Here is a 24,969-nt window from a genome sequence, read left to right on the forward strand (position 1 = left end):
CTCGAACACAAGCGGGCGTTTAAGGTTAAACTAACGATGCTTTGTGGCTAATAGGCCAAGGGCAAAGCACAACCAAAACTGCACCCTGATCTTATGCAAAATTACTCGATACTCTGGGCAGATGACGAAATAGATCTCCTCAAACCACATATCCTGTTTCTGAAGAATAAAGGTTACGACGTAACACCGGTTAATAGTGGCGCTGATGCGCTGGACCAGGTCGAGCAGGCTAACTACGACGTTGTCTTCCTGGACGAAATGATGCCGGGGATGACGGGGCTGGAGACGCTGTCGCAGATAAAACAGATGCGCCCCAATCTGCCCGTGGTTATGATTACTAAGAGCGAGGAAGAGCATATTATGGAGGAAGCAATCGGCTCGAAAATCGCTGATTACCTGATTAAACCGCTCAACCCGAATCAAATTCTGTTATCGGTCAAAAAAATTCTGGATAACAAGCGGCTGGTTACCGAACGAACGAACATTGGATACCAGCAGGACTTTCGGAACATTTCGATGCAGTACAACGACCGTATGGACTTCGACGCCTGGGCGGATGTGTACAAAAAGCTGATCTACTGGGAATTAGAGTTGGATGAGTCGCAGGACAAGAGTATGCTGGAGGTCATGAATATGCAGAAAAGCGAAGCCAATGCTACGTTCTGCAAGTTCGTGATGGACGACTATGAGGAATGGCTGAACGACCCCAAAGCGGATAGTCCGGTTATGTCGCACCAGCTCATGCGGAAGAAAGTGTTTCCGCTGCTTGATCAGGGAACAGGGCCGAACACAAATCCCCTGTTTTTCGTACTGATTGATAACCTGCGGTACGACCAATGGAAAGCCATCGAGCCACTACTGAGCGATTACTTCACCGTTGAGGAAGAATCGTCGTACTATTCTATTTTACCGACAACGACGGGCTTCGCGCGGAACGCCATTTTCTCGGGGATGATGCCCAGTGAAATGGAGCGCAAGCATCCGGATTTGTGGGTGAATGACGATAGCGAGGATGAAGGGTTGAACAACCACGAAGATGAATTCCTGCGTCGGCAACTTGAGCAAAGCCGCCTGAATATCAAGATGTCGTACCACAAAATCCTGAACGTTAATCAGGGGAAATCGCTGGTCGATAACTTTAATAACCTGCTCCAGAATCAGTTGAACGTGGTCGTGTACAACTTTGTGGACATGCTGTCGCACGCCCGTACCGACATGGCAATGATCAAGGAACTGGCGCCGGACGAATCAGCCTACCGGTCGATTACGCGCTCGTGGTTCCTGCACTCACCACTGCTGGAGTTCGTGCAGAAGATTGCGGCCAAAGGCGGGCGTCTGGTTATCACCACCGACCACGGTATGATTCGGGTGCAGAAACCAGCCAAGATCGTGGGGTACCGCGAAACGAACACGAATCTGCGGTACAAGCAGGGTAAAAATCTGGGATTCGACGACAACCACCTCTTTGTCGGCCGCAAACCGGAGCGTTTGTTCTTACCCAAGCCACACGTATCGACGGCGTATGTCTTCACGCTGGAAGATTACTTCTTCGCTTATCCGAATAATTACAATTACTACGTAAATCACTACCGGAATACATTCCAGCACGGCGGGGTTTCACTGGAGGAAATGATTATTCCGTTCGCCTATCTGACGGCGAAACGATAGTATTGGGAGAACAATAAGCACATCGTTTACACAAAGGTCCACCAATCAGGTACGTCTGATTGGTGGACCTTTTTTTGTAGAAAGAACCGGAGGTGCCAGCTGGATTCGGCCCAAAAATTGATCAGTTCAATTAAATAACTGGTGACAAAGCAGTCTTTTTAGGCGGGAGTAGGTTGTGTCTGATTTGAGCAGACTAGATTCTCCTGGCAGGCCATTTTGTATATATGTTAATAATTATTTGTATTTTTTGGGTTGATTGAGCGCTATTCATGTCAGCTTTCTATGAATAAAATTTACGCACTACGTAGTAGTCTGATTGGCCTTTTCTTCTGCTTATGGCATGTTGCCTTGGGACAATCCGATTCATTTCGACAGTTGGCTGATAAGGTATATCAACTGAATAATTCGTTGAAGTACAATGAATCGCAGGCGCTGTTACTTCCCGTTCTTCAGGATGATTCATTCAGTGCTGATGATAAATACCAGGCCGCCGTTCAACTTTCGTACACGTACAAGCGCGTATTTGATTACCAGTCAGCGATAAAGTTTTTGGATGTCGCCAGTACGTTTGCCGACAAAACGACAAATAAAGTTCAGTACGCTGCTGGGATTGATGCCGAAAAAGCGTTCATCCTGTTCGATACACACGATTACAAAAGAGCGGATCGACTGATGCGCCGAATTGAGAAAACGGGCTATAACCACATCAACCAGGAAAACACGTCGAAGCTTATTATGCAGCGGGGCTATTTGCTGTTTCTTGGTAAACAGTATGATCGTGCGGAAGCGGTGTACAACAAAGCCCTTCGGTTGATGCGTTCAGCTTCCCCCTGTGATCTGCCAATGATCTTTGTGAAGAAAATGCAGTTGTACGAAGCCATGAGCCGGCTCGATCTTATGGATAATGCGTTACAGAAATCCATCGCCCAGGCTGATTCCTGTCATATCATCAAGTACAATTTGTATGCATACGACGAACTACTGGCTATCTATAAAAAGAGAAAAGATCTTGATGCTATCGTCAAAACGCAAAGCAAGGTGGACAGCTTGAATGAGCTCTATGCCAGTAATGAGAAAGTAGCTTCCCTGCACGATCAGAAAGAGGCTATTTTGTTAGAAGATAAAGACCAGGAGTTGCAGCAGATTGAAACCAACGAGTGGTATCTAACAATATCCATAGTTGTGCTGGTACTTCTGGCGCTTGCATTGTTGGTTTGGCTGGTGCAGTATCGTAACAAGCAGCAGCGGCTAGAAGCTGATTTCGCGAGCATGAAGCGTGAGCTGGAAACCTACCTGAAAGCGAACGAAAACCAGGTTTCCAGTAAAGTTACGACAGGGGATGAGCGGCTTACTAAACTTTCTGAACGACAACGGGAAGTGCTTTACCACATGGCCGCGGGTTTGTCGAACAAAGCCATTGCCGATGCGATGTTTATCTCCGAAAATACGGTCAAATACCATATCAAAAACATCTATTTGCTCATGGAGATCAAAGACCGGAAGGAGTTTCTGGTAAGTGTGAAGAAATAAACTAAAGGCACAGGCCGGTCAGATTTGACCGGCCTGTGCCTTTAAATGTATATTCAGAGGCTTTCTAATCAGCTTTTAGCAGCGAAATACTTTTCGACTCAGTAGGCGTAGTGGCTCGTAGAATCAACGTACCGATGGGATGACGACTAATGTCGAAGGTATGCTGCTCAACGATTCCCGACTGCTCTACCGAGTGAGACGTAACGATGCGTCCTCGCGTGTCGATTAACTGTAATCGTAAGGATTGACCAGCCGCGCCCCGAATCTCAACGCTCGCTTGTCCATTGGTTACGGGATTGCCCAAGACCCGGATGGATAGCGTCGTTTCGGCCATCGATGTCGCCGTGAGTCGGGTTGCTACGTTGTTGCTACAGTTAGCCAGCCAGTTGTACGTGAAACTAGCTTCCACGGGTGAGCCAGCCTGGACAGCTTTCAACGTAATAGTCGGGTTATCCGTATATAAACTCAGCGTGTAGGGCCCCGCAGCCATAGTCGGCAGCATTTCGTTGGCGACCGAGAAACTGATAGGTTGGCCCGTCTGGCCCGCGTACTGGGGGGTGAAACTTACCTGACGCAGTCCTCCAGCGATTGTCTGACAGTTTACCGGCGTTACGCCCGAGATGCTAAACGTAGCGGAGACCGGCGGCACAACAACTGGCGTCCCGCAACTGGCTAGCCATTTGTAGGCAAAACTGGCTTCCGTGGGTGACCCTGCCTGATTGGCTTTCAACGTAATGATTGGATTATCCGTGTATAAACTCAGCGTGTAGGGTCCCGCAGCCGTAGTCGGCAACATTTCGTTGGCGACCGAGAAACTAATGGGCTGGCCAGTTTGACCTGCGTATTGGGGCGTAAAGCTAATTCGGCGCAAACCAGCTGAAATCGTCTGGCAATCTACAGAGCTTACACTGGCAATTGAGAAAGTAGTAGCGGGCAAATCGTTATCCTTAATGGTCAGCGTGGTTGTCTTTTCGTTCGGGTCAAGATCGTAGTCATCCTCGTCAATCAGGGTAATAATGATTGTTTCGTCGCCCTCGATAATGTCATCTTCAATGGGGTCCATTTCCTCGGTGTACACCGACTGCCCATCGGCAAACGTAACAGAGGTGGGCAACGTAACAAAATCGATACCGTTTTTGGCGGTACCGCCAATCTCGTAGTTAACAACCAGCGCTCCCTGGGTATTGCTACGCTCGAACCGGATGAAACCAGGATCGCTGGCCGTACCGAGCCGCGCTTGTCTGGCTGCGAGCCGCGCTCCCGCGTTGGCACCACCTTCCGAACCTGTGGGGTCTGTGCTGTTTACCTTCACAATCGGCGTAGCTACTGGAAGTGGCTCGTTAATGGTAAAGTTGCTGTTCGAGATGTCGAAGAATACATTGTTACTGCTGGCGATTTTAATCCGCGCCTGACTGGTTCTGACATCGGGAAGGGTAATCGCTTCGCTACCGTCGTTAGGGGTATCAGCCAGTAGCGTAACCGGGAAGGTCAGGCCGCCATCGGTCGATAACAGAATCGTAACGTTGCTGCAATTGACCGGGGGAGCTGTTGTGTTTGCGACGCTCCAGGTAATTGTTTGCGACGATTTTGCGGGATAAGTTCCAGCCAAATTAGTCGTTTCCAAGAAAGGACCCGAGTTGCCATCAATGGTTACCGTCATGCTTTGGAACGTAACGCCCCCTACGTTATCGCGTACAGTTAGGGTATGGTTAGTGGTAATTCCAATGGAAGGCAATTTGTCACCTTTGGCGTAATTAGAGCCGTTTAGAATGGCGGCTAGCCGAGGGTACGTCCGTTTACCGATTGCAACTGGGGCATAACTCCGGAAGAACGGCGGTTTTGCCGTGTTAGCGAGGACGGTTGCGTCAGGTACTTCGCTACCGATGTCAATTCCTTCCCAGGAATAGGTCAGATTATCGGTCGTATTCGCGTCAGAAGCCGTCGCAGACAACTCGAACGGAGTTGATTTCGGAATCGTAACGTTTGTCGGGAAGCTGCCGATCACGGGAGCTGAATTATTGAGCGGGGTCGTCGTGAAGCAGGACAGCGTATTGATGTAATTAACCGCTTGTTGATAGCTAACCGTGTGAAAATGAAGAAACGGCTGATATTGCGGGGTTTCGTAGTCGTCGTTTTTTGTCGGATCGTTGCTGACATTACACGTATAGCCATAACTCATGATGGTCGTTCCAGAGCCGGGTTCAACAGAGTATTTGGCTTCGCGGGTCGTACAAACGGGTATGGAGCTATTGAATGTATGGTCCATACTAAATTGGTGGCCCACCTCATGAGACAGGGTCTGATCATCAAAGACCGGCGCAAAGAAGGCGAGGTCTCCCATTGCGGTAACGCCCTTTGCTTTGGATTCAGGCTGACAAGCCGAGGACCCCTGTGCGATACCACCACCTGATGAGCCTGTACCTGACGATCCCAGTACGTGCCCGACGTCATAGTTGGCGTTACCAATAATTCCGTCGAGGACGCTCTGGTTTTTGGCGAGCATGGAAGTGTGGTCGCTGTTGACGTAGCCAGGGTCGTTCGCACTATTGAAAATGGTATTGGTCCCTGAGACCAGGGTAAACGCAACGCTCAGCTCCTGCCGGTACACAGCATTCATCCGGTTGACGTAGCCAACCACAGCGTTGAATGACGCATTGATGTCATCGTTGCCTTTAAGTTTTGTAAACTCTTTATTAGCAGCTATGGCCAGTCGAAAGGTACGCAGGATCGTTCCCGTGCTGCTTGTAGCAGCACCAACGCGTGCTTTTGCCCCCGGCTTCTCGGGGAGAGCTTCTACAGCAGGTGACAGGGTACCGCATTTTCCGAAGTTGCCAAAGGCTTTGGCAGAATCATTTTTTTTTACGTCAAGCGCCGAATAGGTAGCATACCGCTGATCGCTTGTGTCACGCGACACCTTTGTAATGTATGCGGTACCTGTAGTAAGACCTAAAATGATCGCATCAAATCCCGTAGATGTGAAACTTAGCCGGATAGTGTACGCTGGATGAGTGATACCCTTTCCTGTATACGTCTTTATTTCGGGGTGCTGAGCGGCAACGGCTGGAGCCAATATAGGTGACTCTGCCATCAGGAACACTTCGGTGGTACCGTCGGGGAGCGGGATTGCCAGGCGTAAGCGGCTAACCAAAGGGCGGGTTTCTAGGGGAGCTACCGCCAGGTAATTTCGTAGTGCGGTAGTTTTGAGTTGATAGAGTTTGTATTTATCAACATTCGGTAGTTCAGACGATGCGACCCGCGCTTGTGCTGAGCTAAGCATGCTAAAGAAACCATCCTGGGCAAAGCTGGAATAGCTGCTCAAGAGAACACCGATGATCAGCAATAGGCGTACCGAGTAGCTGAGCCGGTTGGAGCACCTGTGAGTAGTATCACCCCAGGAAGACCCTGGAGATTCTGATGCTGCAAAGTGGTAGAAATAAAAGGTAGAATTGAGCATATCAATTAACTTAGAGTTTAGTGAATGGCTCAAATGTACTGTTCTGTCACGGCTTGTAGACTACCTTAATGGGTAGTTTTAGCACCGTAAGCAGCTATATCAGTGATTATTCTCAGGAAGTAAAAAGAAATTATTGCGTAAATATACTTAGCGTCTCTTTTCAGGTATTTTAGCAAACAAGGAGACAAAGAAGAGGAGGGCTACAGGTTGTTGCTTTCTAACTTTTATCCCTTCAGCTCTACTACCTGTCCATCCTGACAGCGTAGCACGCGAGCAGGGTATTTGTGCAGAAGCTCGTAATTATGGGTAGCCATCAGTACAGCCGTCCCTGCATTATTAATCGCCTGGAAGACTTTCATAATTTGATCTGAAACCGCTGGATCCAGATTTCCCGTTGGTTCATCGGCGATCAGAATCTGGGGTTCGTTCAGCATCGCACGGGCCACGACTACCCGCTGCTGTTCGCCACCAGATAGTTGATGGGGCATTTTTTTCTGTGCCGTCCCCAGACCCACCTGCATCAGTACTTCGGCGATGCGATTGTTTGCGGCTGTTTTGTCTTTCCAGCCCGTCGCTTTCAGAACAAACCGCAAATTATCTTCAACGGAGCGATCAAAAAACAACTGGAAATCCTGGAACACGATTCCAATGCGTCGCCGTAACTGCGGTACGTCGCGGGGTTTGAGCGACTGGAGTGGAAAACCAGCTACGCTTCCTTTTCCGTTCTTCATCCACAAGTCGGCGTACAAGGTTTTGAGCAGCGAGGATTTTCCGCTGCCTGTACGACCAATGAGGTACACGAAATCGCCCTTGTTGATCTGAAACGATACGTCGCCGAGAACCAGTTTCTGGTCCTGATAGATGTCAGCGTGATCGAGCGAAAGAACGGGTTCGTTAGAAAACATGGAATAGGTCGTTAACATCGCCAGTAGCCCGATCCAAATTTTATTAGTTCGGATCGGGCTGGCAAAATTTATTTTTTTACGGGGAGAGACGCTTGCTCGTGGTCGGCCAGGAATTTCGCCAGGCCGCTGTCGGTCAATGGGTGATTCAAGAGCGACTTAATCACGCTTAACGGAGCGGTCATGACATCGGCGCCTAACTCAGCGCACTGAATGATGTGCATTGGATGACGTACGGAAGCCGCGAGTACCTCTGTGTCAAAACCGTAATTATTGTAGATGGTAATGATCTGCTCGATCAGCGCCATACCATCGGTCGAAATGTCGTCCAGCCGACCCACAAAAGGCGATACATAGGATGCACCAGCCTTAGCGGCCAGCAGGGCCTGACCCGCTGAAAAAATCAACGTACAGTTTGTTCGGATTCCCTTCTCTGTGAAGTATTTAATGGCTTTAATGCCGTCGCCCGTCATAGGGACTTTCACGACGATATTCTCGTCCAGCTCAGCCAACTCTTCACCCTCCTGAATCATTTCCTCGTATTTCACGGAAATAACCTCAGCACTGACGTCACTCTCAACAATATCGCAGATCTGCTTGTAGTGGCGCATAATGTTGTTTTTGCCGGTGATACCTTCCTTCGCCATCAGTGATGGATTGGTGGTAACGCCGTCAAGAATTCCCATTTCCTGCGCTTCGCGGATGTCAGCCAGATTGGCTGTGTCGATAAAAAATTTCATGGTCTGTTCAATGAATGGTAAAAAGGGCTTGATTATTCAGGTTACGGTAAGGCTTTACTGAATAACATGGGTGCCGTCCTGAATATTACATATGTGAAGGTAGGTATCTTTCCCGGTTTTGGTTTTGTACTGCTGCGTAATCGTCCGGCTGAAGTCGTCTAGCACCTCTTCGCGAACCAGATTGATCGTGCAACCACCAAACCCACCCCCCATCATTCGGGCACCCAGAACGCCGGGCTGCTCGCGGGCAATATCAACCAGGGCATCCAGCTCCGGACAGCTCACCTCATACCATTTGCTCAGTCCCTCGTGTGAGCCGTACATGTACTGGCCAAAGGCTTCGATGTCGCCCGCTTCCAAAGCCGCTACGCCGTCAAGCAGCCGCTGATTTTCCTGTACGACGTAAGCACATCGCCGGTAAATAAGCGGTTGCGTATCGCGCAGGTGTTTATCCAGCATCTCCATCGTTACGTCACGCAGGCTGATTATATCCGGATACAGTGTTTTCAAAAAGCGGACTCCGGCTTCGCATTCGGCCCGGCGGGTGTTGTATTCTGACGTAACGAGTGAGTGTTTAACCCGTGAATCGCAGAGTACGATACGAATACCATCCATGCGCAGGGGGGCGTACGCATAATCCAGCGAACGACAATCGAGCTTGATCACATGGCCCGCTTTGCCCATCATGCTGGCAAACATGTCCATGATACCAACTTTGGCACCAACAAAATCGTTTTCAGCCCGCTGCGAGAGTCGTACCAGGTCCAGCCGTTCTAGTCCCAGCGAGAAGAGTTCATTCAGCCCAAAGCCAACCGCATTTTCGAGCGCAGCCGACGAAGACAGTCCTGCCCCCATGGGAATCGTGCCCCCAAAAACGCAGTTGAAACCACGTAACGGATGACCCGTCAGCCGAAGCTGCGCAACAACGCCAAGTAAATAATCAGCCCAGGAATGAGTAGGAGTGAGGTTATTCAAGGAGCCGCTGAAACGCTTCTTGATGTCATACGCCGTAAAATGCAGCTCATCGTCCTCGCGCGGCCCCAGAGCCATGTAAATAGCTTTGTCAATGGCAGCTGGCAGCACGAAGCCTTCGTTGTAGTCAGTATGTTCGCCAATGAGATTAACGCGGCCGGGGGAGCAGATCAGCAGTGGTTCGGCCTGAAACTCGTTTCGGTACGAAACGGCTAGTTGTTCAGCAAGACTCATAAATTGGTTCGGGGCAGTTAGCGGTCCATCACAGCTAAAAGAAATAAACCGCCGAACAATACCGATCGTAGGTGAACTGATCGGAAATAAAAAATGGCAAACCAATGTCTCACCGCTACGACCGCCTACCCTTGCTTCGGTCAAGACCTGGGGGATTCAGCAGGAGCTGGTAGCACCGATTTGCCGATGCAAAGTTATAGAATCATTACCCAATACACAAGTTTTCACCCGTACCTTTGTGCACAAATTGATTTGTTATGATGCGTTTGTGTGGTAGTATTTTTAGTATTTTATTCATAATCAGCGCCTGTACGTCGTCAGATACGTACCTGGAGCAAGGCAGAAATCAGCTAAAAGAAGGCAAATTTCGGGAAGCGATCGAGTCGTTGAACAAGGCGATTGAGTCAAACGACGAAAACGCTGAAGCCTTTAACAGCCGGGGCGTGGCTTATTTTGAACTGAAGGAATACAGTAACGCGAGTCTCGATTATGACAAAGCTGTCAAATTGGCTCCGGATTTTTACCGGCCTTACTACAACCGGGGTTTGTTGAAGATGGCGCAGAATGACCCAACGGGAGCCCTGAAAGATTATTCGGATGCTATTCGACTGGCTCCTGACACGAGTAAGCAGGTCAGCGCCGAGATTTATCTGAACCGAGGGCAGCTCTTTGCTTCGCAGGGACAGCTTCAACCCGCTATGAACGATTTTGAGCAGGCCATTACGCTTGATTCCCAAAATGCGCTGGCTTACTACAATCGGGGGTCGTTGCTCTTTGATCAGAAACGCCTGGTGGCGGCTACTGCTGATTTCACGAAAGCTGTGCAGTTTGATCCGAAATTCGGGAAAGCGTTTTATGCTTTGGGACTGGCTCAGCTTCTGCAGGGAGAGGCCGAGACGGGCTGCCTGAGCCTGAAGCAGTCACAAACACTTGGGTACAATGATGCAACAAACGCCGTTGCTCAGTATTGTAAATAGGGTTTATTGAACGACTTCGTTAATCAGCTATGCGTAAATCAGTTGCAATCGTTTTTGGTCTGCTGTTCGTTCTTTTTGCGGCCTTTCAATACAATGATCCAGACCCGGAAGTCTGGATTCCGATCTATGGTATTGGGGCAGTAGCCTGTTTTATGGCTTACGCCAATGTCGGGCGCTGGTGGTTTTTTGCCGCAATGAGTCTGATATATCTCATCGCGGCTTATTACCAGTGGCCTCCCGTCTTCGAGGGATTCCTGTTCGACGAACTGGGAATGCGTAGCGTCAACATTGAGTTGGCCCGCGAAGCTGGTGGACTAGCCATTTGCGCGGCAGTAATGCTGTGGCTTGCGTTTCTGACCCGTCAGAAAGTGTAGGTCAGTCAGCAAGGGCTACATAAACATTAATTGAATCTCTTCTTTGACAGCCTTCAACGCATCCGTTGTAGGCTGTTTTTCTTTCTGGATGATGCGCTCGAAAATACGCTTTGACAGATCGAGGGCAGGGGCGTCGGGACGAACGTCGCCAGAAGCCTGGTTGACGAGTGTCATAACGTCATTCATGGCCCCCTGGATTTGATCCCAGACTTCCTGGCTCATGTAAACCTGTTGCGAAAGGTTATGATTGTATTCCTCCCGAATTTCCTGCAACAGACGTTGCTGCAATTCAAGTACCGTGGTGGAACTGCTCCCCAAGCGAAGCAGCAGGTTGTTGGGACTGATACGTTCCAGAAAAAGCACCATTCGTTCGTAGGCTTGTAACCGAATAGGGACAACCGTTTCGGTGTATTTAGTTTTTACGTCGTTACGGTACCGGTCGGCTTCGCGCTCCAGCAGCAGCTTAACGGTCAGGTACATGCCATAAAGTACCAGTCCAGCCGGTACGATTAATTTCAAGAAATCACTGAGCAGCTCCATGCAGCAATAGAAAGAGATTGACTGAAAAAGGGTAACTTTGAAGAAAGTAGGTTTTGTAAATAGACGTTCGATCGAATGATCAAACAAAAAAAGATCATTGGGTCGACCTGCTAGGCATCAACGAGATCAGAAAATGCTGGTACTTGATAATCCCGTTCACGTTCGTCCCGAAGCCAGACTACAGATTCTGGACACGTTACAGGCCAATAAAATTCCCGATGACTATGGATTACGTGTTGGCATTCGCGGTGGTGGTTGTGGTTCATCGTGGTTACTGGGTTTTGATCTCCCCGGCACTTCCGACGAAGTGTATAACGTAGAAGGGGTGCGTGTCATTATCGACCGCAAACATTTACTCTATGTATTTGGCGCGGAGATCGGCTACGAAACGGGTGGCTTTACAATTGATAAGAAAGCGCCGGATCTGCCCGAAGTTTCTGGTTGATCGAAACCTTCACCAACAATACGCTCCCAAAAAGCTGGCACGATTTTAGGAAGTATACTCCCATAACCCCTCTCCCATATTGTGAAGCGTATTGAGAAGCATATTTTCCTGCTGTTATCCCTGTTGGCTATCGGCTTGTCGGTCGCCTGCTACCTGTTGTTGGAGCAGAGTGCACCAGCCGCTAATGACGAACAGTATTTGAGTGCCGTGCAGCAGCGGGTGAAAGAGGAAATGAGCATCAGTACCGATGAGCTCCATCAGGTATCGGATCTGGTTCGTCGACATCCGGACCCGTCATTTGTCAATCTGAACCTGTCCAAACCAACCCACTATCCTTATTACGTCTTCCGGAACCAGAAACTTTTATTCTGGTCAGATCACCGCTTTATACCAAGTTTTTCGCAGGTTAAAGACGTCAAGAATCCACGGCTCATAGACTTTGAGCAAGGGCGTTACGTGGTCAGTCACGAACGAATACGCGGTAAAAATGATACCATAGACGTTTTCTCGCTGGTTAACATTTACCGCTACTACCGCAGCTCCAACGCCTATTTACAATCGGGATATAACCCTGTTTTGTTCGCACTAGATCCCGAAGAGGTTACCAACCAGCGGATGAGTGCTTTTCAGGCGGTATACGATAACTCGTCGGCTTTTCTCTTTTCGGTTATTCCGCCTAAGGTAGTTGCGTATCGAAATCAATCAACGCCGGTTAATACCATTATCTTAGCGACGCTGGGTGTCGTTTTTCTGGGCCTTTATCTGCTTCAGGTACTAGGCTGGATGCGCGAAGGGCGACACTACGAATGGAGCTTTATCTGCCTGGCCACGTATCTGGTCGTGTTAAGGGGACTGATGTTATACTACGGTGTTCCATTCTTGTTCATCGAATCGGATCTGTTCAACCCTAAATACTACGCATCGTCTATCCTGGCCCCCTCGCTGGGCGACCTGCTGCTGAATGTAGTGGTAGTAGTAATCCTGGTATTTTACTGGGTCAAATATTACTACCGATCGACTACGTACAGTCTGCTGTTACAGCTACCATTCGCGCTTCAGATGGCGTTGTCGGTTGGTTGCGTCATCGCCAGTTATTTTGTCTTTGACTATTGCTACCAGGAACTGAATAACATCTACCAAAAGTCGCAGTTCACGCTGGATATTACGCTTAATATTCATTTCTCGCTGCTGAAAATCGTTTGTCTACTCGTATTCGTAGCTATCTCCTTTGGCTATTTTCTGGCCATTCAACTACTAAGCAGTCTCTTTCTGCGCTACAACCGGGCTAATCAGCGGTTGCGCGGAGTGCTTTTGTTCATGCTGGGAACAGGATTAACAGTTGGCCTGTACATACTGAACAATCAGGTGCTCAACCCAGTGCTGATTATCAACGGGATCTACTTTTTACTGATATACCTGGCTCATTTCCCGCGCACCCTTTATCGGTTCGAATACAAGACGTCCATCTACCTGTTTATGGGTGCTTTTTTCTGCGCTGTAACGACGGCGTACGTTGTATACAGCCAGGAGATCAGAAAACAATTGGCGCACGAACGCGAGTTTGGGGCTCAACTGCTGGCCGAAAATGATGAGTTTGGCGAGTTTCTGATGAACAAGGCGCAGGCGTCTATTGCCAACGATCCTCAAATTGTGCAGGCGCTTCAAATTGATACGTTACGGCTGGTGCGGGAGCGGATTCAGCAACGAATTAAAAGCCAGCATCTGGATAAGTATTTCGATAAGTACGACATCGAAATCTTCTCGTACCGGGCCGACATGCGGCCGCTTGATATCAGCATGAATGCGATTCCCTTAAAACGGTTGAAAGAAAGCTATCAGCAGAAACGCTATCAGACGCAGTACCCGGATGTGTATTTCGTCAATGAGGTTGGTAATCAGTTTATCAAGCAATACGTCTGTTTCGTTGCCATTCAGGCGCCCGGCTTTGTCGCACAGCCTGGTTTACCAGCGACCCCACTAGGGTACGTTGTACTGGATCTGCGCTTACGTAGCGAATGGCCCAAGAATGTCTATCCAGAGTTGTTGGTTGATGCGCAATTCCCGCAGAATCCTGACGCGCAGGGATACAGTTATGCCGTATATCAAAAAGCAGAGCAGTTAGGTCGTGGCAAATATCAGCTAAAGTACAGCGCCGGTGATTTTAACTACGAGAAGAAGCTGTCTAACGCTATACTGAATAGCCCTGCGCTGTTTAACAAGGGGCTAACGCTGGGCAAATACATGCACGTAGCGCAGCGAGGACAGGATGGGCGAGTCGTCGTCGTATCGGCCACAGAATATCCTTTCCGGAACATCTTTTCCAACTTCTCCTTTCTGTACCTGGTACTCCTGCTGAGCGTTCTTATCGTAATTATTGGCTACGCCATCAACTACGGTTTGTCGCGCTTCAGCATTAACTACTCGACCCGGATCCAGATTTTGCTGAACGGCGCCTTCTTTTTACCGTTGATGCTGGTTATCGTGATTGTGATGAGTGTGATTAGCTCAAACTACATCACCAACCAGGAGAACACGTACATCAACAATACGCGAAACATTGCTTCTAACTTCCTGACGTATCTGGATGAACACCTGATTGCGGGTAAACGGAGTAAGGCATCGATGGAAGAGGAACTGGCGAAAATTGCCCGGGATGCCAATATTGATATTAACCTTTTCGACGCGCAGGGAAAACTGTATACGTCAACCCAGCCGCTAATCTACGAGAGTGGCTACCTGTCTAAACGCATCAATCCTGAAGCCTATATTCACATCATTGAAGAAAAAGAGAATCAGCGGCTGGTGAATGAATCCCTAGGGACGAAGCAGTTTAAAACAGCCTATGCCGGGATTAAGTCATATGACGGCAAACTACTGGGTATTTTAAGCATCCCTTATTTATACGCCCGGCCCGAATATGACCGGCAAATCATTGAGGTGATTTCATCGGCGCTCAGCGTCTTCAGTGCGCTGTTTATCTTCTTCCTGATTCTGTCTTATTTTGCTTCGCACGCGCTGACTAAACCCTTGAAAATGCTCACGCAGAAGATCAAGAAAACAAATCTTGATCGGCAAAACGATCCATTACCCTGGTACTCCGATGACGAGATTGGGCTGCTGATCCGGGAGTACAACCGGATGCTGGTAAATCTTGAAGAAAGTAAACAAGCACTGGCGCAGAACGAAAAGCAGTCGGCCTGGCGGGAGATGGCGAAGCAGGTGGCACATGAGATCAAGAACCCGTTGACGCCAATGAAGTTGACGTTGCAGCATTTGCAACGTACGTTTCCGAAAGCCAGTGGAGCTACTGACACGGCAGCACACCGGGTCATTCAGCGAACGTTCGATTCACTCCTGGATCAGATTGATAACTTAAGTGACATTGCTACATCGTTCTCCGACTTTGCGAAAATGCCACTGCCCAAAAACGAGGTGTTTGAAGTAACATCGATGCTGAATCGATCGGCTGATCTGTATGACGACAAACACCGGGTTATTCTTCGGCGTGACATTGTTCCCGGCCCCATCATGGCCGTTGGTGACCGGCAGTTAATCGGACGAATCCTAACGAACCTGATGATTAATGGGATGCAGTCCGTCCCGACGGGACGTAAGGCTGAACTCGATTTACGACTTTATACGAAGGAAGACGAAGTACACATCGAAGTTCAGGACAACGGAGCTGGTATCCCGGAAGGCATTCAGAATAAGGTATTTCTGCCGAACTTCAGCACGAAACGAGATGGATCCGGCCTAGGCCTAGCAATCGCCAAGCGTGGTATTGAACATGCTGGCGGAAGTATCTGGTTCGAGACGACCGAAGACGTTGGGACTTGCTTCTTTATTTCGCTTCCACTAGTACACAGTACGAACGAGCCAGGAAATGGCCCGGACGAAGCAACACTCAAACCCACAACAACGAGCCGACCTCCCAGAGCCGTCAATCAAGGAATATAGTGCTATTAAGCTATTAATCACCGTTAATCGTCACATGGCGCCAATTCTCGCCAGAACGAATACGGTTTAACTGGGTATGAGTAATACCAAATTGCTTAGCAATCATCTTCAGCCGGTTTTTGTCATTCAGTAGCAACTTCTTGATGATTTTGACCTTGCTCTCGGTCAGCTTATAGTTACTGGTATGACGAATTACCGGTCGGTTCAACACATTGGGGTTCCGACGGTTATGATCAATCATTACGTCTTTGGTAACCCACTTAAGATTCTGGTGATGATTGTTGAGCTTATCGTGATCGAGGTGAATAACGAACGTTTGCTGATCGTTCTCACGGTCTAGAAAATTTTCGGCGACCAGCTTATGGACGTATCGGTTGATTGTTTTTCCCGACGTACGAATATTAAGCGACCGATAACCCTGAATGACCGAGCCTTTAATGATTCTGCCCAGTTCTCTCCCCGACGTTACAGATGTACCGTCAGTTGTGTGCTGAAAACTGCATAAGCGGCCATAGTTCGATATACTGTATCGAGGGGAGTTTTCAACGCCATCAAATACAATAGGTAACCACTTCTCATCCCAAAAGCTCTGGCTTTTTTTCTCCATCATCTGGTTGACGACTTCTCAGCACTAGTGCTGAATTTTCAACAAAGCTACATCGCATTGTTTAATGTACGTTAAACAGAGAGGTGATTAAAAAGTTGCGTCTGGCAAAAACTATCTCTGACAGAGCACGTATTGGCAATTATATACCTAATAATCTGTTTAGTTTTTTATTTAAATCATTAGACAGGATGTTACTAAATAATGATAAGTTTTAACCTTCGTCAGAGATGTATGAAAAATCAGGGGCAAACAGATATAAGAAGCGCTTAGTTTAGAAAAGTAGTTTTGTAAACAGACCGTAGAGACCGTACAGTAAATAAAAACAGTAAATAAAAGACGTTATGGAAAAGTCGTCAAAAAAGACATTGATAATTGGGGCTACTGAGAACCCAACGCGATACGCTAATCGAGCTGCACACAGTCTGTTACGCTATGGGCATGAGATAGAAATGGTGGGGCTTCGAACGGGACGAGTAGAAGGACATCCGATTCAGACAGGGCAGCCCGAATTAACGGATATTGATACCGTAACGATGTATGTTGGGGCTCAGAACCAGCCGCCCTTGTATGACTACATCAAGAGCCTAAAACCCCGTCGGGTAATCTTTAACCCCGGGGCCGAAAACCCGGAGTTTGAAGCTGATTTACAAAAAGCAGGTATCGAGCCAATCGATGCCTGCACACTGGTGATGCTGTCGGTGGGGAACTACTAAAGTAATTTTGACTGAGTGAATAGATTTCACTCAGTCAAAATTAAATACTTACCATTTAATAAGTGCTGAGGCCCAGGTAAAACCGCTGCCGAAGGCGGCCAAGCAAATCAGATCGCCAGGTTTGACACGACCCTCTTCGAAGGCTTCGGATAAGGCAATAGGGATAGAGGCTGCCGTTGTGTTGCCATACCGCTGAATATTGTTGTAAACGCGGCCTTCGGGCAGATTAAGTTGCTGACGAACGTAATCCGAGATACGGATATTGGCCTGGTGAGGAACCAGCAAACTAATATCGTCGGCCTGATAGCCATTGGCCGTCAGACTCTCATTAATCACCTCCATAAACCGAACGACAGCGTGTTTGAATACGGTATTGCCGTTCATGACGACGAAGCTCCCCTCTGGATCAACTGCATCTTTGTGCGTACGGACGCTGGTCGGTTCTTTCAGGTATAGCTCTTCGGCAAAACGCCCGTCGGCGTGCAGGTGCGTGGACAGAATCCGGTGCTCAGGATCCGTTGTGGCCTGTACGACAGCTGCACCCGCACCATCCCCGAAGATAACGGCTACGTTACGTCCACGAGTCGACTTATCCATCAGGCCCGACTGAATTTCAGATCCGATAACTAACGCCGTCTTTGCCATGCCCGTTTTAATAAACTGATCGGCAATAGACAGAGCATAGACAAACCCTGAACACTGCTCCCGAATATCAATGACCGGAACGCCTTCCAGACCTAGTTCCCGCTGTAGCAAGAAAGCTGAGCCAGGGAAATAATAATCGGGAGATAAAGTGGCATAGACAATCAGGTCGACAGTATTAGCCGTTACGCCCGCTCGATCCAGGGCCATACGTGATGCGGCCGTGGCCAGGCTGGCGTTGGTGTCTTTCCCATACGTAAAATAGCGACGCTGTTTAATGCCCGTCCGTTCCTGAATCCAGGTATCAGAAGTCTCCATGTATTGAGTCAGGTCGTCGTTCGTAACCACGTTCTCAGGTACGTGAAAGCCCAGACCTGTAATTTTTGAATAGACGGCAGTCATTATGTATTTGTTAAAGAGTAAAAGAATAAATGAGCGAAATCAAAACGCCGAAGCGCTCTTTTACCGCTCGGTGGCCCGGTCTTTAGCTCCTTCACCTTTTGGAAAGAGTGATACCAGAATATATAAGAAAATGATGAGCGGAATGGCCGCGAACTGCAAAAACAATAGAAGTATAACCGAGGCTATCAGAAAAAGGTATTTTGTTTGGTTGTCGGCCCAGCGGAAAGACTTGAATTTGAGCGCGAAGAGCGGTACTTCCGATACCAGCATGAAGGAAAAGGCGATCATCATTCCCATAGCAGTGTCGTTCTGCCAGAGACTGTCAAATTGCGGCTGATACCGACCCATCAGTGGAAAAGCACCGATCAACATAGCGTTGGCCGGAACAGGTACCCCAATGAACGAGTCCGACTGGCGCGTATCAATGTTGAAATTCGCCAGACGTAATGCCGATAGTACCGCAATCAGGAAAGCAACGTAAGAGAAATTTCCCAGGCCCTGAAACCAGCAAAGCTGAAAGACTATGGTAGCGGGTAGCACACCAAACGTAACGACGTCGGCCAGAGAGTCCAGCTCCTTGCCAAACGGTCCCGATACGTGAACTAGACGAGCCACAAACCCGTCGAAGAAATCGAAAACCGCGGCCAGACCGATTAGCCAGGCTGCTGTATCTAAGTGACCCCGAAAGGCCATGACCAGACCAATGCAGCCGCACAGCAGGTTGCCGCAGGTAATGGCGTTGGGTAAATGTTTTAGAAGTCTCATCTACTGTTAGAAGGCACGCACGAACGGATTTGTTTGCTTTTCGGTGCCGATTGTTGTTGGCGAGCCATGCCCCGGATAAACCACATAATCATCGGGAAGAGTATATAGCTGCGTCCGAATACTGTTGACTAACTCAGCGTGGTTACCGTAAGGCAAATCGGTGCGCCCAATGCTGCTTTGGAATAAAACATCCCCGCCGATTACGTAGCGGTTAGCATGATCAACGAAAGCGACGTGACCAGGCGCATGACCAGGAACGAATAGGACATCCAGCGTTATACTGCCGAAGGTAAACTTGTCTCCTTCGTTCAAGTAATGATCTACCGTAGAAGGCTCAAAGCCCCGTAGGCCATAAAGCATGCACCGATTCGCTACGTCATTGAAGATCGGCATGTCGAGTTCGTGCAGATACGTTTCTACACCAAACTTGCGCTTGACATAGGCACAGCCAAAAACGTGGTCGAGGTGCGCATGGGTAAGCAGCAGGTATTTTACGGTCAGTTGTTTTTCCGCGACAAACTTTCCGAGTGCTTCTTTCTCGGCTTGCTCGTAACAGCCGGGATCGATAATGACCGCTTCCCGGGTTGTATCGTCGGCAAGGACGTAGGTGTTTTCATTGAAAGCAGAAAACTCAAAAGCCTGAATCATAAAGGAGCCAGCGAGGACATTATCAAAATTACAAAAGTAAAAATACCGTCGGTTTTTTGCGCAGATCAGGAACCTGTGCTTTCCACTCCCGAACAGTCATGGTACGCACGAACGCATCGGGGGCGGTGAGGTTGCAGGCCACACACAATCGGGTATTGGGTTGACAGTTAGCCAATACTTCAGCAAACAGCGCATCATTGCGGTAAGGCGTTTCCATAAAAATTTGCGTCTGCTGACGTTGCTGAGATTCTTTTTCCACATGCCGGATGGCACGTGCCCGGTCCTGCCGTTCGATGGGCAGGTAGCCGTGAAAAACGAACGACTGCCCACTCATACCCGAAGCCATCAGCGCCAGCAGAATCGACGATGGACCAACCAGCGGTTCGACCCGCCAGCCCAGCGAGTGAGCCATGCCGACAACCACTGCGCCGGGATCGGCCACACCCGGACAACCCGCTTCCGACAGGACACCCGCGTTACGTTTCCGTTCGGTGAGTTCCTGAATCTGCCGCCGAGTATCGGCCGGCGGAGTATCCTTATCCAGATCAAAGAATGTAGTTTCGTCAATGATCCGCCCCGTTTTCAGACCACTGATGAACCGCCGGGCTGAACGTACATTTTCCACAAAGTACGCGTCGGTCTTGTTGATAACTTCCTGAATAGCGGGTGGTAACACCTGCTGGACAGTATCGTCGGCCAGCAGAGTTGGTATTAGATACAGAGTTGGCATCAGCTGATAAAGGAGAGCAATGTATCGACAAACTCATCGGGTTTTTCGGCCTGTACCCAGTGGCCAGCGCCCTCGATGGTTTTGAACGTAGCGTTGGTAAAAATGCGCTTGATGGCCGGAATGTCGTCGTTTAGAATATACGGCGACTCGCTGCCCCGAATAAATAACGTTGGATCAGTAACGATTCGTGGGTTTGTCAACTCATCACCGATCCCATGAAGCTCGCGCTCGATAACCGGCAGATTAATCCGCCAGTCGAACTGTCCCTGTTCGTTCCGATACAGGTTTTTGAGCAGAAACTGCCGTACTGCCAAGATCGGCTCGTAATTACTCAGAATTGTATCGGCTTCGTTCCGGCTGGCCAGCTTAAGCAGGTCAATAGCGTTCAGCCCACGAATAATGTCGGCGTGATGGATCGGGTAAAATTTAGGCGCAATATCAACCACTACTAATTTCCAGAACGTGCCCGGATACATCATAGCGTATTGCATTACCGTTTTGCCACCCATTGAATGACCAACCAGAATAGCGTCGGTCAGCTGCTGATCCTCGAGAAATTCGCGTAGATCACTAGCCATGCTTTGGTAATCCTGCTCATCAGCACGGGGCGACTGCCCATGGTTCCGTTGGTCTAGGGCAAACACGCGGTATCCCTTCGCGGCAATCGTCTTGCTAATCGTTAACCAGTTGTCAGAAGAACCAAATACCCCGTGCAGGATAACGATGGCAGGACCTGATTCACCAGCCTGTCGAAAAAAGAGTTTCATAACGCAAACCTACGAGGTTTAATCCGGAGCCAATCCGTTCTATCCGCTTTTTCGATTGTGCTAGTAGTATTCGGCTCACTACGGGACTAAACTAAATTGTCTTTTAAAAAGAAACCAAGGTAACCGATAAGGTCAAAAAGCTTTACAAATAGGCCCGTCTGCCGATGAAAATAGAGTGATGTAACTAAAAGTGATTTAAATTCTTAAAGCGAGCAATCAAGGAGTTAACAAATAGATAACACTGGAAAATAGTACGTATTGATCGGAGAATTGATTTATTCCTAGAATACGTGCGGACGATAACATATTTGTATCACTTTTTTAAGAAAGCCGCCTTTGTTGCACCCAAAAAAATATATCATATTTGTACTTGAATCGATAGGCTATTTAGCCCTAGTATCTTCTCACAACTATAACCAAATCAATCACTTTTATGTCTAAAAAACTACTGCATTTTCGGGCGGCTTTAATGTTGTTCGGCAGTATGCTGTTGCTAACGTTTGGTGCCAACCAAGCGATAGCGCAGGTGACTTCGTCAGCCATCAACGGCTTTGTGCAGGACGATAAGGGAGCTGCATTACCTGGGGCTACAGTCGTAGCGGTTCACCTTCCTTCGGGTAGCCGGTACGGCACGACAACTAACTCTGCTGGTCGGTACACAATGCCGAACGTGCGGGTTGGTGGTCCTTATAGAGTTACAGCAACGTTCGTTGGTTTTAAAGAAAAAACAACGAACGACGTTTTCGCCAGCCTGGGTACGAGTGCTGATGTGAACTTTAATCTGAACGAAGAAGGTACAAACCTGAACGAAGTTGTCGTTTCTGGAAGCCGCTCAGATATTTTTAGCTCAGAGCGTAATGGAGCTGCTACGTCGTACGGCCGTGAGACTATTAATACAACGCCAACAATTGGCCGGACTATTAATGATATCACGAAGTATAACCCTTATGGTAATGGTCAGTCGTTTGCCGGTCAGGATTCTCGTTTTAATAACGTTACCATTGACGGCTCAGTATTTAACAACGGTTTCGGTTTGGGTAGCTCAGCACAGGCTGGTGGCCGTACGGGTACAACCGCTGTTTCGCTGGACGCGTTGGACCAGATTCAGGTTAACGTAGCGCCGTTTGATGTTCGTCAGTCGGGCTTTACGGGGGCGGGTATCAACGCTGTGACTCGGTCGGGTACAAATGATTTTTCGGGTTCTGTTTATGGGTTGACTCGTGGCAATAGCCTGGTTGGAAAAAAAGCGGCAGGCGTTACGATTTCGCCAGCCCCAAACATCAGCGAAAGCACTTATGGCTTCCGGCTGGGTGGTCCAATCATTAAAAATAAGTTGTTCTTCTTTGCAAACGCTGAACATTTTACCAGTAGCACACCCGCTCTAACATGGTCACTCAATCGTCAGGACGGAGCTCAAGGAAACATTTCACGGGTGTTGTATTCTGATATTGCTGACCTCGACCGTTTCATGCAGACGAACTTCGGACGTAGCCTGGGACAGTATGATAACTTCAACAATGCTGTAACGAGTACGAAAGCGCTGTTGCGGCTTGACTACAACATCAGCGATCGCCACAAACTGTCTGTTCGTTATTCGCACCACAACTCGGAATCGGGCCAGCGAATTAGCGACAGTAACAGTAGTAATACGGCTGGTAACGGGAACCGGACCAACCGGTTCGAAGCTATTTCCCCCGAAAATACAGGCTATCTAATCGCGGATAATACTCGCTCGGTAGCGGCTGAATTGACGTCGAACTTTGGCAGCAAATTCTCAAATGATCTGATTGTTACGTACAACAAACAGATCGAAGATCGGACGTATAAGACTGCTCTTTTTCCGACTATCGATATCCTGAATGCACAAGGTGGTAGTACGTACACCTCGATCGGTTTCGATCCGTTTACCCCGAACAACAAACTGAACTATTCGACATTCAACATTACGAATAACTTCAGCTACTTTGCTGGGAAGCATACACTGACAGCTGGGCTAGTATATGAACACTTTACATCGAACAACGTGTTCTTTCCTGGATCGAATGGTATATATGTCTATAATTCGATTGCTGATTTCAAACAGGCAGCGTTGGCGTCAATCTCTAATCCGACCAGCCTAACGTCGCCAGTACCAGACCGATACCAATTGCGTTACTCGCTGATTCCAGGTGGTGGTGAACCGTTGCAACGGTTAGATCGCGACCTGTACAGTGCTTATATTCAGGATGAGTTTCAGGCAACGCCAAACTTCAAACTGACATTGGGACTGCGTGGCGACGTTTTTGCCTACGATAATTCGAATGCCTCTTCGTACAACAATACTGTTGTAAAGGACCTAACCTTTAAAGACGAAAACGGCGCAGATTATAAAGTTAGCACAGGCGCTTTCCCTAAAGCTCGTTTGATGATATCCCCACGCGTTGGTTTCAACTGGGATGTTAAAGGAGATAAAACTACCCAGATTCGTGGCGGATCAGGTCTCTTTGTATCGCGTATTCCTGAAGTATTGGTATCGAACCAATTAGGTAATAACGGTGTAAACACTGCTCTATACACGCTGAACAACATACCGTTCGCAACTAGTCCGAGTTTACTTCCAACAGGTGTTCTGCCAGATCCTTCTAAACCAGAAAGTTTGACAGGTTATGCTGTCAACGCATCAGATGTGAATCTGAAATACCCACAAATCTGGAAATCAAACATTGCTGTCGATCAGAGATTACCATTTGGGCTAGTTGGTACGGTTGAATTCATCTATAATAAGACGCTTAATGGCCTCCGTTATATCGATGCCAACTTGAAAGCTCCAGATCGGGCGTTTACTGGTGCTGACAACCGCCAGCGCTTCCCAGCTTCTGGTGTAACTAACTCAGGTGTAGGGCCAAACGGAACTGTTGTAAGGGCACGTTATTACAATCCGCAAATCGGTAACGTGTTTGTTTTGAAAAACACGAACCTGGGAGATTCTTACATTGCAACGGTTAAACTGGAAAAACCAGCGTCGCGTGGATTTGGTGGCTTTGTGTCGTACACGTACGGCCAGGCTCGTGATATTGCCTTCGTAGGAAGTACTGTGCAAGCTAACGTACCAACGACGATGGGACAAAACTATCTGCCATTGACATACTCAGATAATGATTTACGTCATCGTATTGTTGGTCTAGCGAATTATCGTCTGAATTATGGTGGTAAATTCGGTGGTTCATCAACGTTCTCGCTTGGATTAGTGTCTAACAGTGGAGCTAAAATCTCGTATACATTCAACCAGGACCTGAATGGTGATGGGCAGAATAACAATGACCTGATCTACGTACCAAACAAAGCATCAGACTTGGTATTCCAATCACAAGTTGTTACAACAGCGGCTACTACTACTACGCCGGCATCTTCAGTGACATACTCGCCAGAGCAACAACAAGCTGCTTTTGACGCTTATATTGATGGTAATAACTATTTGAAGAATCGCCGTGGTCAATATGCAGAACGTAACGGTGGTTACTATCCATGGTTAACGCGCCTTGACTTTACGTTCATCCAAGAGTTCTACGTATCTGTTGGGGCGAAAGGTAAGCGGAATACGATCCAGCTACGTGCTGATATTTTGAACGTAGGGAACTTGATAAACAATGCGTGGGGAGTTGGTTACATAGCAACCACTTTCAATCCGCTTAACTTCGTCAGTGTTAACTCAGCAGGCGTTCCATCTTACCGGTTAGCTACGCAGCAGATTACGGAAAACGGTCAAAACAGAACGATTTTGTTACGTGATTCTTTCACGCCTAACATTAACGTGAACGCTGTTTGGCAGGGTCAACTTGGTCTCCGGTATATCTTCAACTAAGTCAATCTGACTTTATATGTAGTGGAAGCCCCAACCAATCTGGTTGGGGCTTTTGCATTAC

19 protein-coding genes are annotated in these 24,969 nt (G+C 48.3%); 8 read left to right on the plus strand and 11 right to left on the minus strand.

Annotation, left to right across the window (positions count from 1 at the left end; genetic code table 11):
• The first annotated feature begins 93 nt into the window (after nucleotides 1–93).
• Nucleotides 94–1,668, plus strand: a complete 1,575-nt coding sequence (gene porX, locus ACYVAD_RS22565) for a T9SS response regulator signal transducer PorX (RefSeq protein WP_461141804.1) — start codon at nucleotides 94–96, stop codon at nucleotides 1,666–1,668.
• Between the two features lie 282 nt (nucleotides 1,669–1,950).
• Nucleotides 1,951–3,198 (plus strand): LuxR C-terminal-related transcriptional regulator, encoded by a 1,248-nt coding sequence (locus ACYVAD_RS22570; protein ID WP_461141805.1) that lies wholly within the window; start codon nucleotides 1,951–1,953, stop codon nucleotides 3,196–3,198.
• 64 nt (nucleotides 3,199–3,262) lie between these two features.
• Here ACYVAD_RS22570 and ACYVAD_RS22575 read toward each other — a convergent pair whose 3' ends face one another.
• The 4 genes from ACYVAD_RS22575 to galK all read right to left on the minus strand — a co-directional run bounded on the left by ACYVAD_RS22575 (nucleotide 3,263) and on the right by galK (nucleotide 9,500).
• The gene (locus tag ACYVAD_RS22575; protein ID WP_461141806.1) at nucleotides 3,263–6,652 is read right to left on the minus strand and encodes a reprolysin-like metallopeptidase; all 3,390 of its coding nucleotides are present in this window, start codon (nucleotides 6,650–6,652) and stop codon (nucleotides 3,263–3,265) included.
• A 224-nt stretch (nucleotides 6,653–6,876) separates the two neighbouring features.
• Nucleotides 6,877–7,557 (minus strand): cell division ATP-binding protein FtsE, encoded by a 681-nt coding sequence (locus ACYVAD_RS22580; protein ID WP_461141807.1) that lies wholly within the window; start codon nucleotides 7,555–7,557, stop codon nucleotides 6,877–6,879.
• Nucleotides 7,558–7,625: 68 nt separating this feature from the next.
• Complete coding sequence (gene fsa / locus ACYVAD_RS22585; RefSeq protein ID WP_461141808.1) at nucleotides 7,626–8,294, minus strand: fructose-6-phosphate aldolase; 669 nt, start codon at nucleotides 8,292–8,294, stop codon at nucleotides 7,626–7,628.
• A 54-nt stretch (nucleotides 8,295–8,348) separates the two neighbouring features.
• Complete coding sequence (gene galK / locus ACYVAD_RS22590) at nucleotides 8,349–9,500, minus strand: galactokinase (protein ID WP_461141809.1); 1,152 nt, start codon at nucleotides 9,498–9,500, stop codon at nucleotides 8,349–8,351.
• 257 nt (nucleotides 9,501–9,757) lie between these two features.
• Here galK and ACYVAD_RS22595 point away from each other — a divergent pair, with 257 nt between their 5' ends.
• A complete protein-coding gene (locus ACYVAD_RS22595; protein WP_461141810.1) occupies nucleotides 9,758–10,477 on the plus strand; it encodes a tetratricopeptide repeat protein in 720 nt (239 codons plus the stop codon).
• Nucleotides 10,478–10,506: 29 nt separating this feature from the next.
• Entirely contained in the window at nucleotides 10,507–10,851 is a 345-nt protein-coding gene (locus ACYVAD_RS22600) for a transmembrane 220 family protein (protein WP_461141811.1), read from the plus strand.
• A 15-nt stretch (nucleotides 10,852–10,866) separates the two neighbouring features.
• Here the strand turns inward: ACYVAD_RS22600 and ACYVAD_RS22605 are convergent, their stop codons facing one another.
• Nucleotides 10,867–11,391, minus strand: a complete 525-nt coding sequence (locus ACYVAD_RS22605) for a DUF7935 family protein (RefSeq protein ID WP_461141812.1) — start codon at nucleotides 11,389–11,391, stop codon at nucleotides 10,867–10,869.
• Between the two features lie 133 nt (nucleotides 11,392–11,524).
• Between ACYVAD_RS22605 and ACYVAD_RS22610 the strand changes: the two genes are divergently transcribed.
• Complete coding sequence (locus ACYVAD_RS22610; RefSeq protein WP_461141813.1) at nucleotides 11,525–11,836, plus strand: HesB/IscA family protein; 312 nt, start codon at nucleotides 11,525–11,527, stop codon at nucleotides 11,834–11,836.
• An 81-nt stretch (nucleotides 11,837–11,917) separates the two neighbouring features.
• Nucleotides 11,918–15,793, plus strand: coding sequence for a sensor histidine kinase (locus tag ACYVAD_RS22615; protein ID WP_461141814.1), 3,876 nt, complete (start codon nucleotides 11,918–11,920; stop codon nucleotides 15,791–15,793).
• A gap of 13 nt (nucleotides 15,794–15,806) precedes the next feature.
• Here the strand turns inward: ACYVAD_RS22615 and ACYVAD_RS22620 are convergent, their stop codons facing one another.
• Nucleotides 15,807–16,403, minus strand: a complete 597-nt coding sequence (locus ACYVAD_RS22620; RefSeq protein ID WP_461141815.1) for an NUMOD4 domain-containing protein — start codon at nucleotides 16,401–16,403, stop codon at nucleotides 15,807–15,809.
• A gap of 338 nt (nucleotides 16,404–16,741) precedes the next feature.
• On the opposite strand from ACYVAD_RS22620, the gene ACYVAD_RS22625 reads away from it, so the two are divergent.
• Nucleotides 16,742–17,113, plus strand: a complete 372-nt coding sequence (locus ACYVAD_RS22625; RefSeq protein ID WP_461141816.1) for a CoA-binding protein — start codon at nucleotides 16,742–16,744, stop codon at nucleotides 17,111–17,113.
• A gap of 48 nt (nucleotides 17,114–17,161) precedes the next feature.
• On the opposite strand, the gene ACYVAD_RS22630 is transcribed toward ACYVAD_RS22625, so the two are convergent.
• The 5 genes from ACYVAD_RS22630 to ACYVAD_RS22650 are packed head-to-tail and all read right to left on the minus strand — an operon-like array spanning nucleotide 17,162 to nucleotide 21,067.
• Nucleotides 17,162–18,157, minus strand: coding sequence for a 3-oxoacyl-ACP synthase III family protein (locus tag ACYVAD_RS22630; protein ID WP_461141817.1), 996 nt, complete (start codon nucleotides 18,155–18,157; stop codon nucleotides 17,162–17,164).
• A 60-nt stretch (nucleotides 18,158–18,217) separates the two neighbouring features.
• Nucleotides 18,218–18,922, minus strand: coding sequence for a CDP-diacylglycerol--serine O-phosphatidyltransferase (gene pssA / locus ACYVAD_RS22635; protein WP_461141818.1), 705 nt, complete (start codon nucleotides 18,920–18,922; stop codon nucleotides 18,218–18,220).
• A 6-nt stretch (nucleotides 18,923–18,928) separates the two neighbouring features.
• A complete protein-coding gene (locus ACYVAD_RS22640) occupies nucleotides 18,929–19,570 on the minus strand; it encodes an MBL fold metallo-hydrolase (RefSeq protein ID WP_461141819.1) in 642 nt (213 codons plus the stop codon).
• 28 nt (nucleotides 19,571–19,598) lie between these two features.
• Entirely contained in the window at nucleotides 19,599–20,300 is a 702-nt protein-coding gene (locus ACYVAD_RS22645) for an SAM-dependent methyltransferase (protein ID WP_461141820.1), read from the minus strand.
• Complete coding sequence (locus ACYVAD_RS22650; protein WP_461141821.1) at nucleotides 20,300–21,067, minus strand: alpha/beta fold hydrolase; 768 nt, start codon at nucleotides 21,065–21,067, stop codon at nucleotides 20,300–20,302. The genes ACYVAD_RS22645 and ACYVAD_RS22650 overlap by 1 nt, the downstream gene beginning before the upstream one ends.
• Nucleotides 21,068–21,500: 433 nt before the next feature.
• On the opposite strand from ACYVAD_RS22650, the gene ACYVAD_RS22655 reads away from it, so the two are divergent.
• Nucleotides 21,501–24,908 carry a TonB-dependent receptor gene (locus tag ACYVAD_RS22655; protein WP_461141822.1) on the plus strand — a complete coding sequence of 1,136 codons (3,408 nt, stop codon included), beginning with the start codon at nucleotides 21,501–21,503 and terminating at the stop codon, nucleotides 24,906–24,908.
• Nucleotides 24,909–24,969 lie beyond the last annotated feature (61 nt).

This window comes from Spirosoma pomorum (assembly GCF_054776615.1).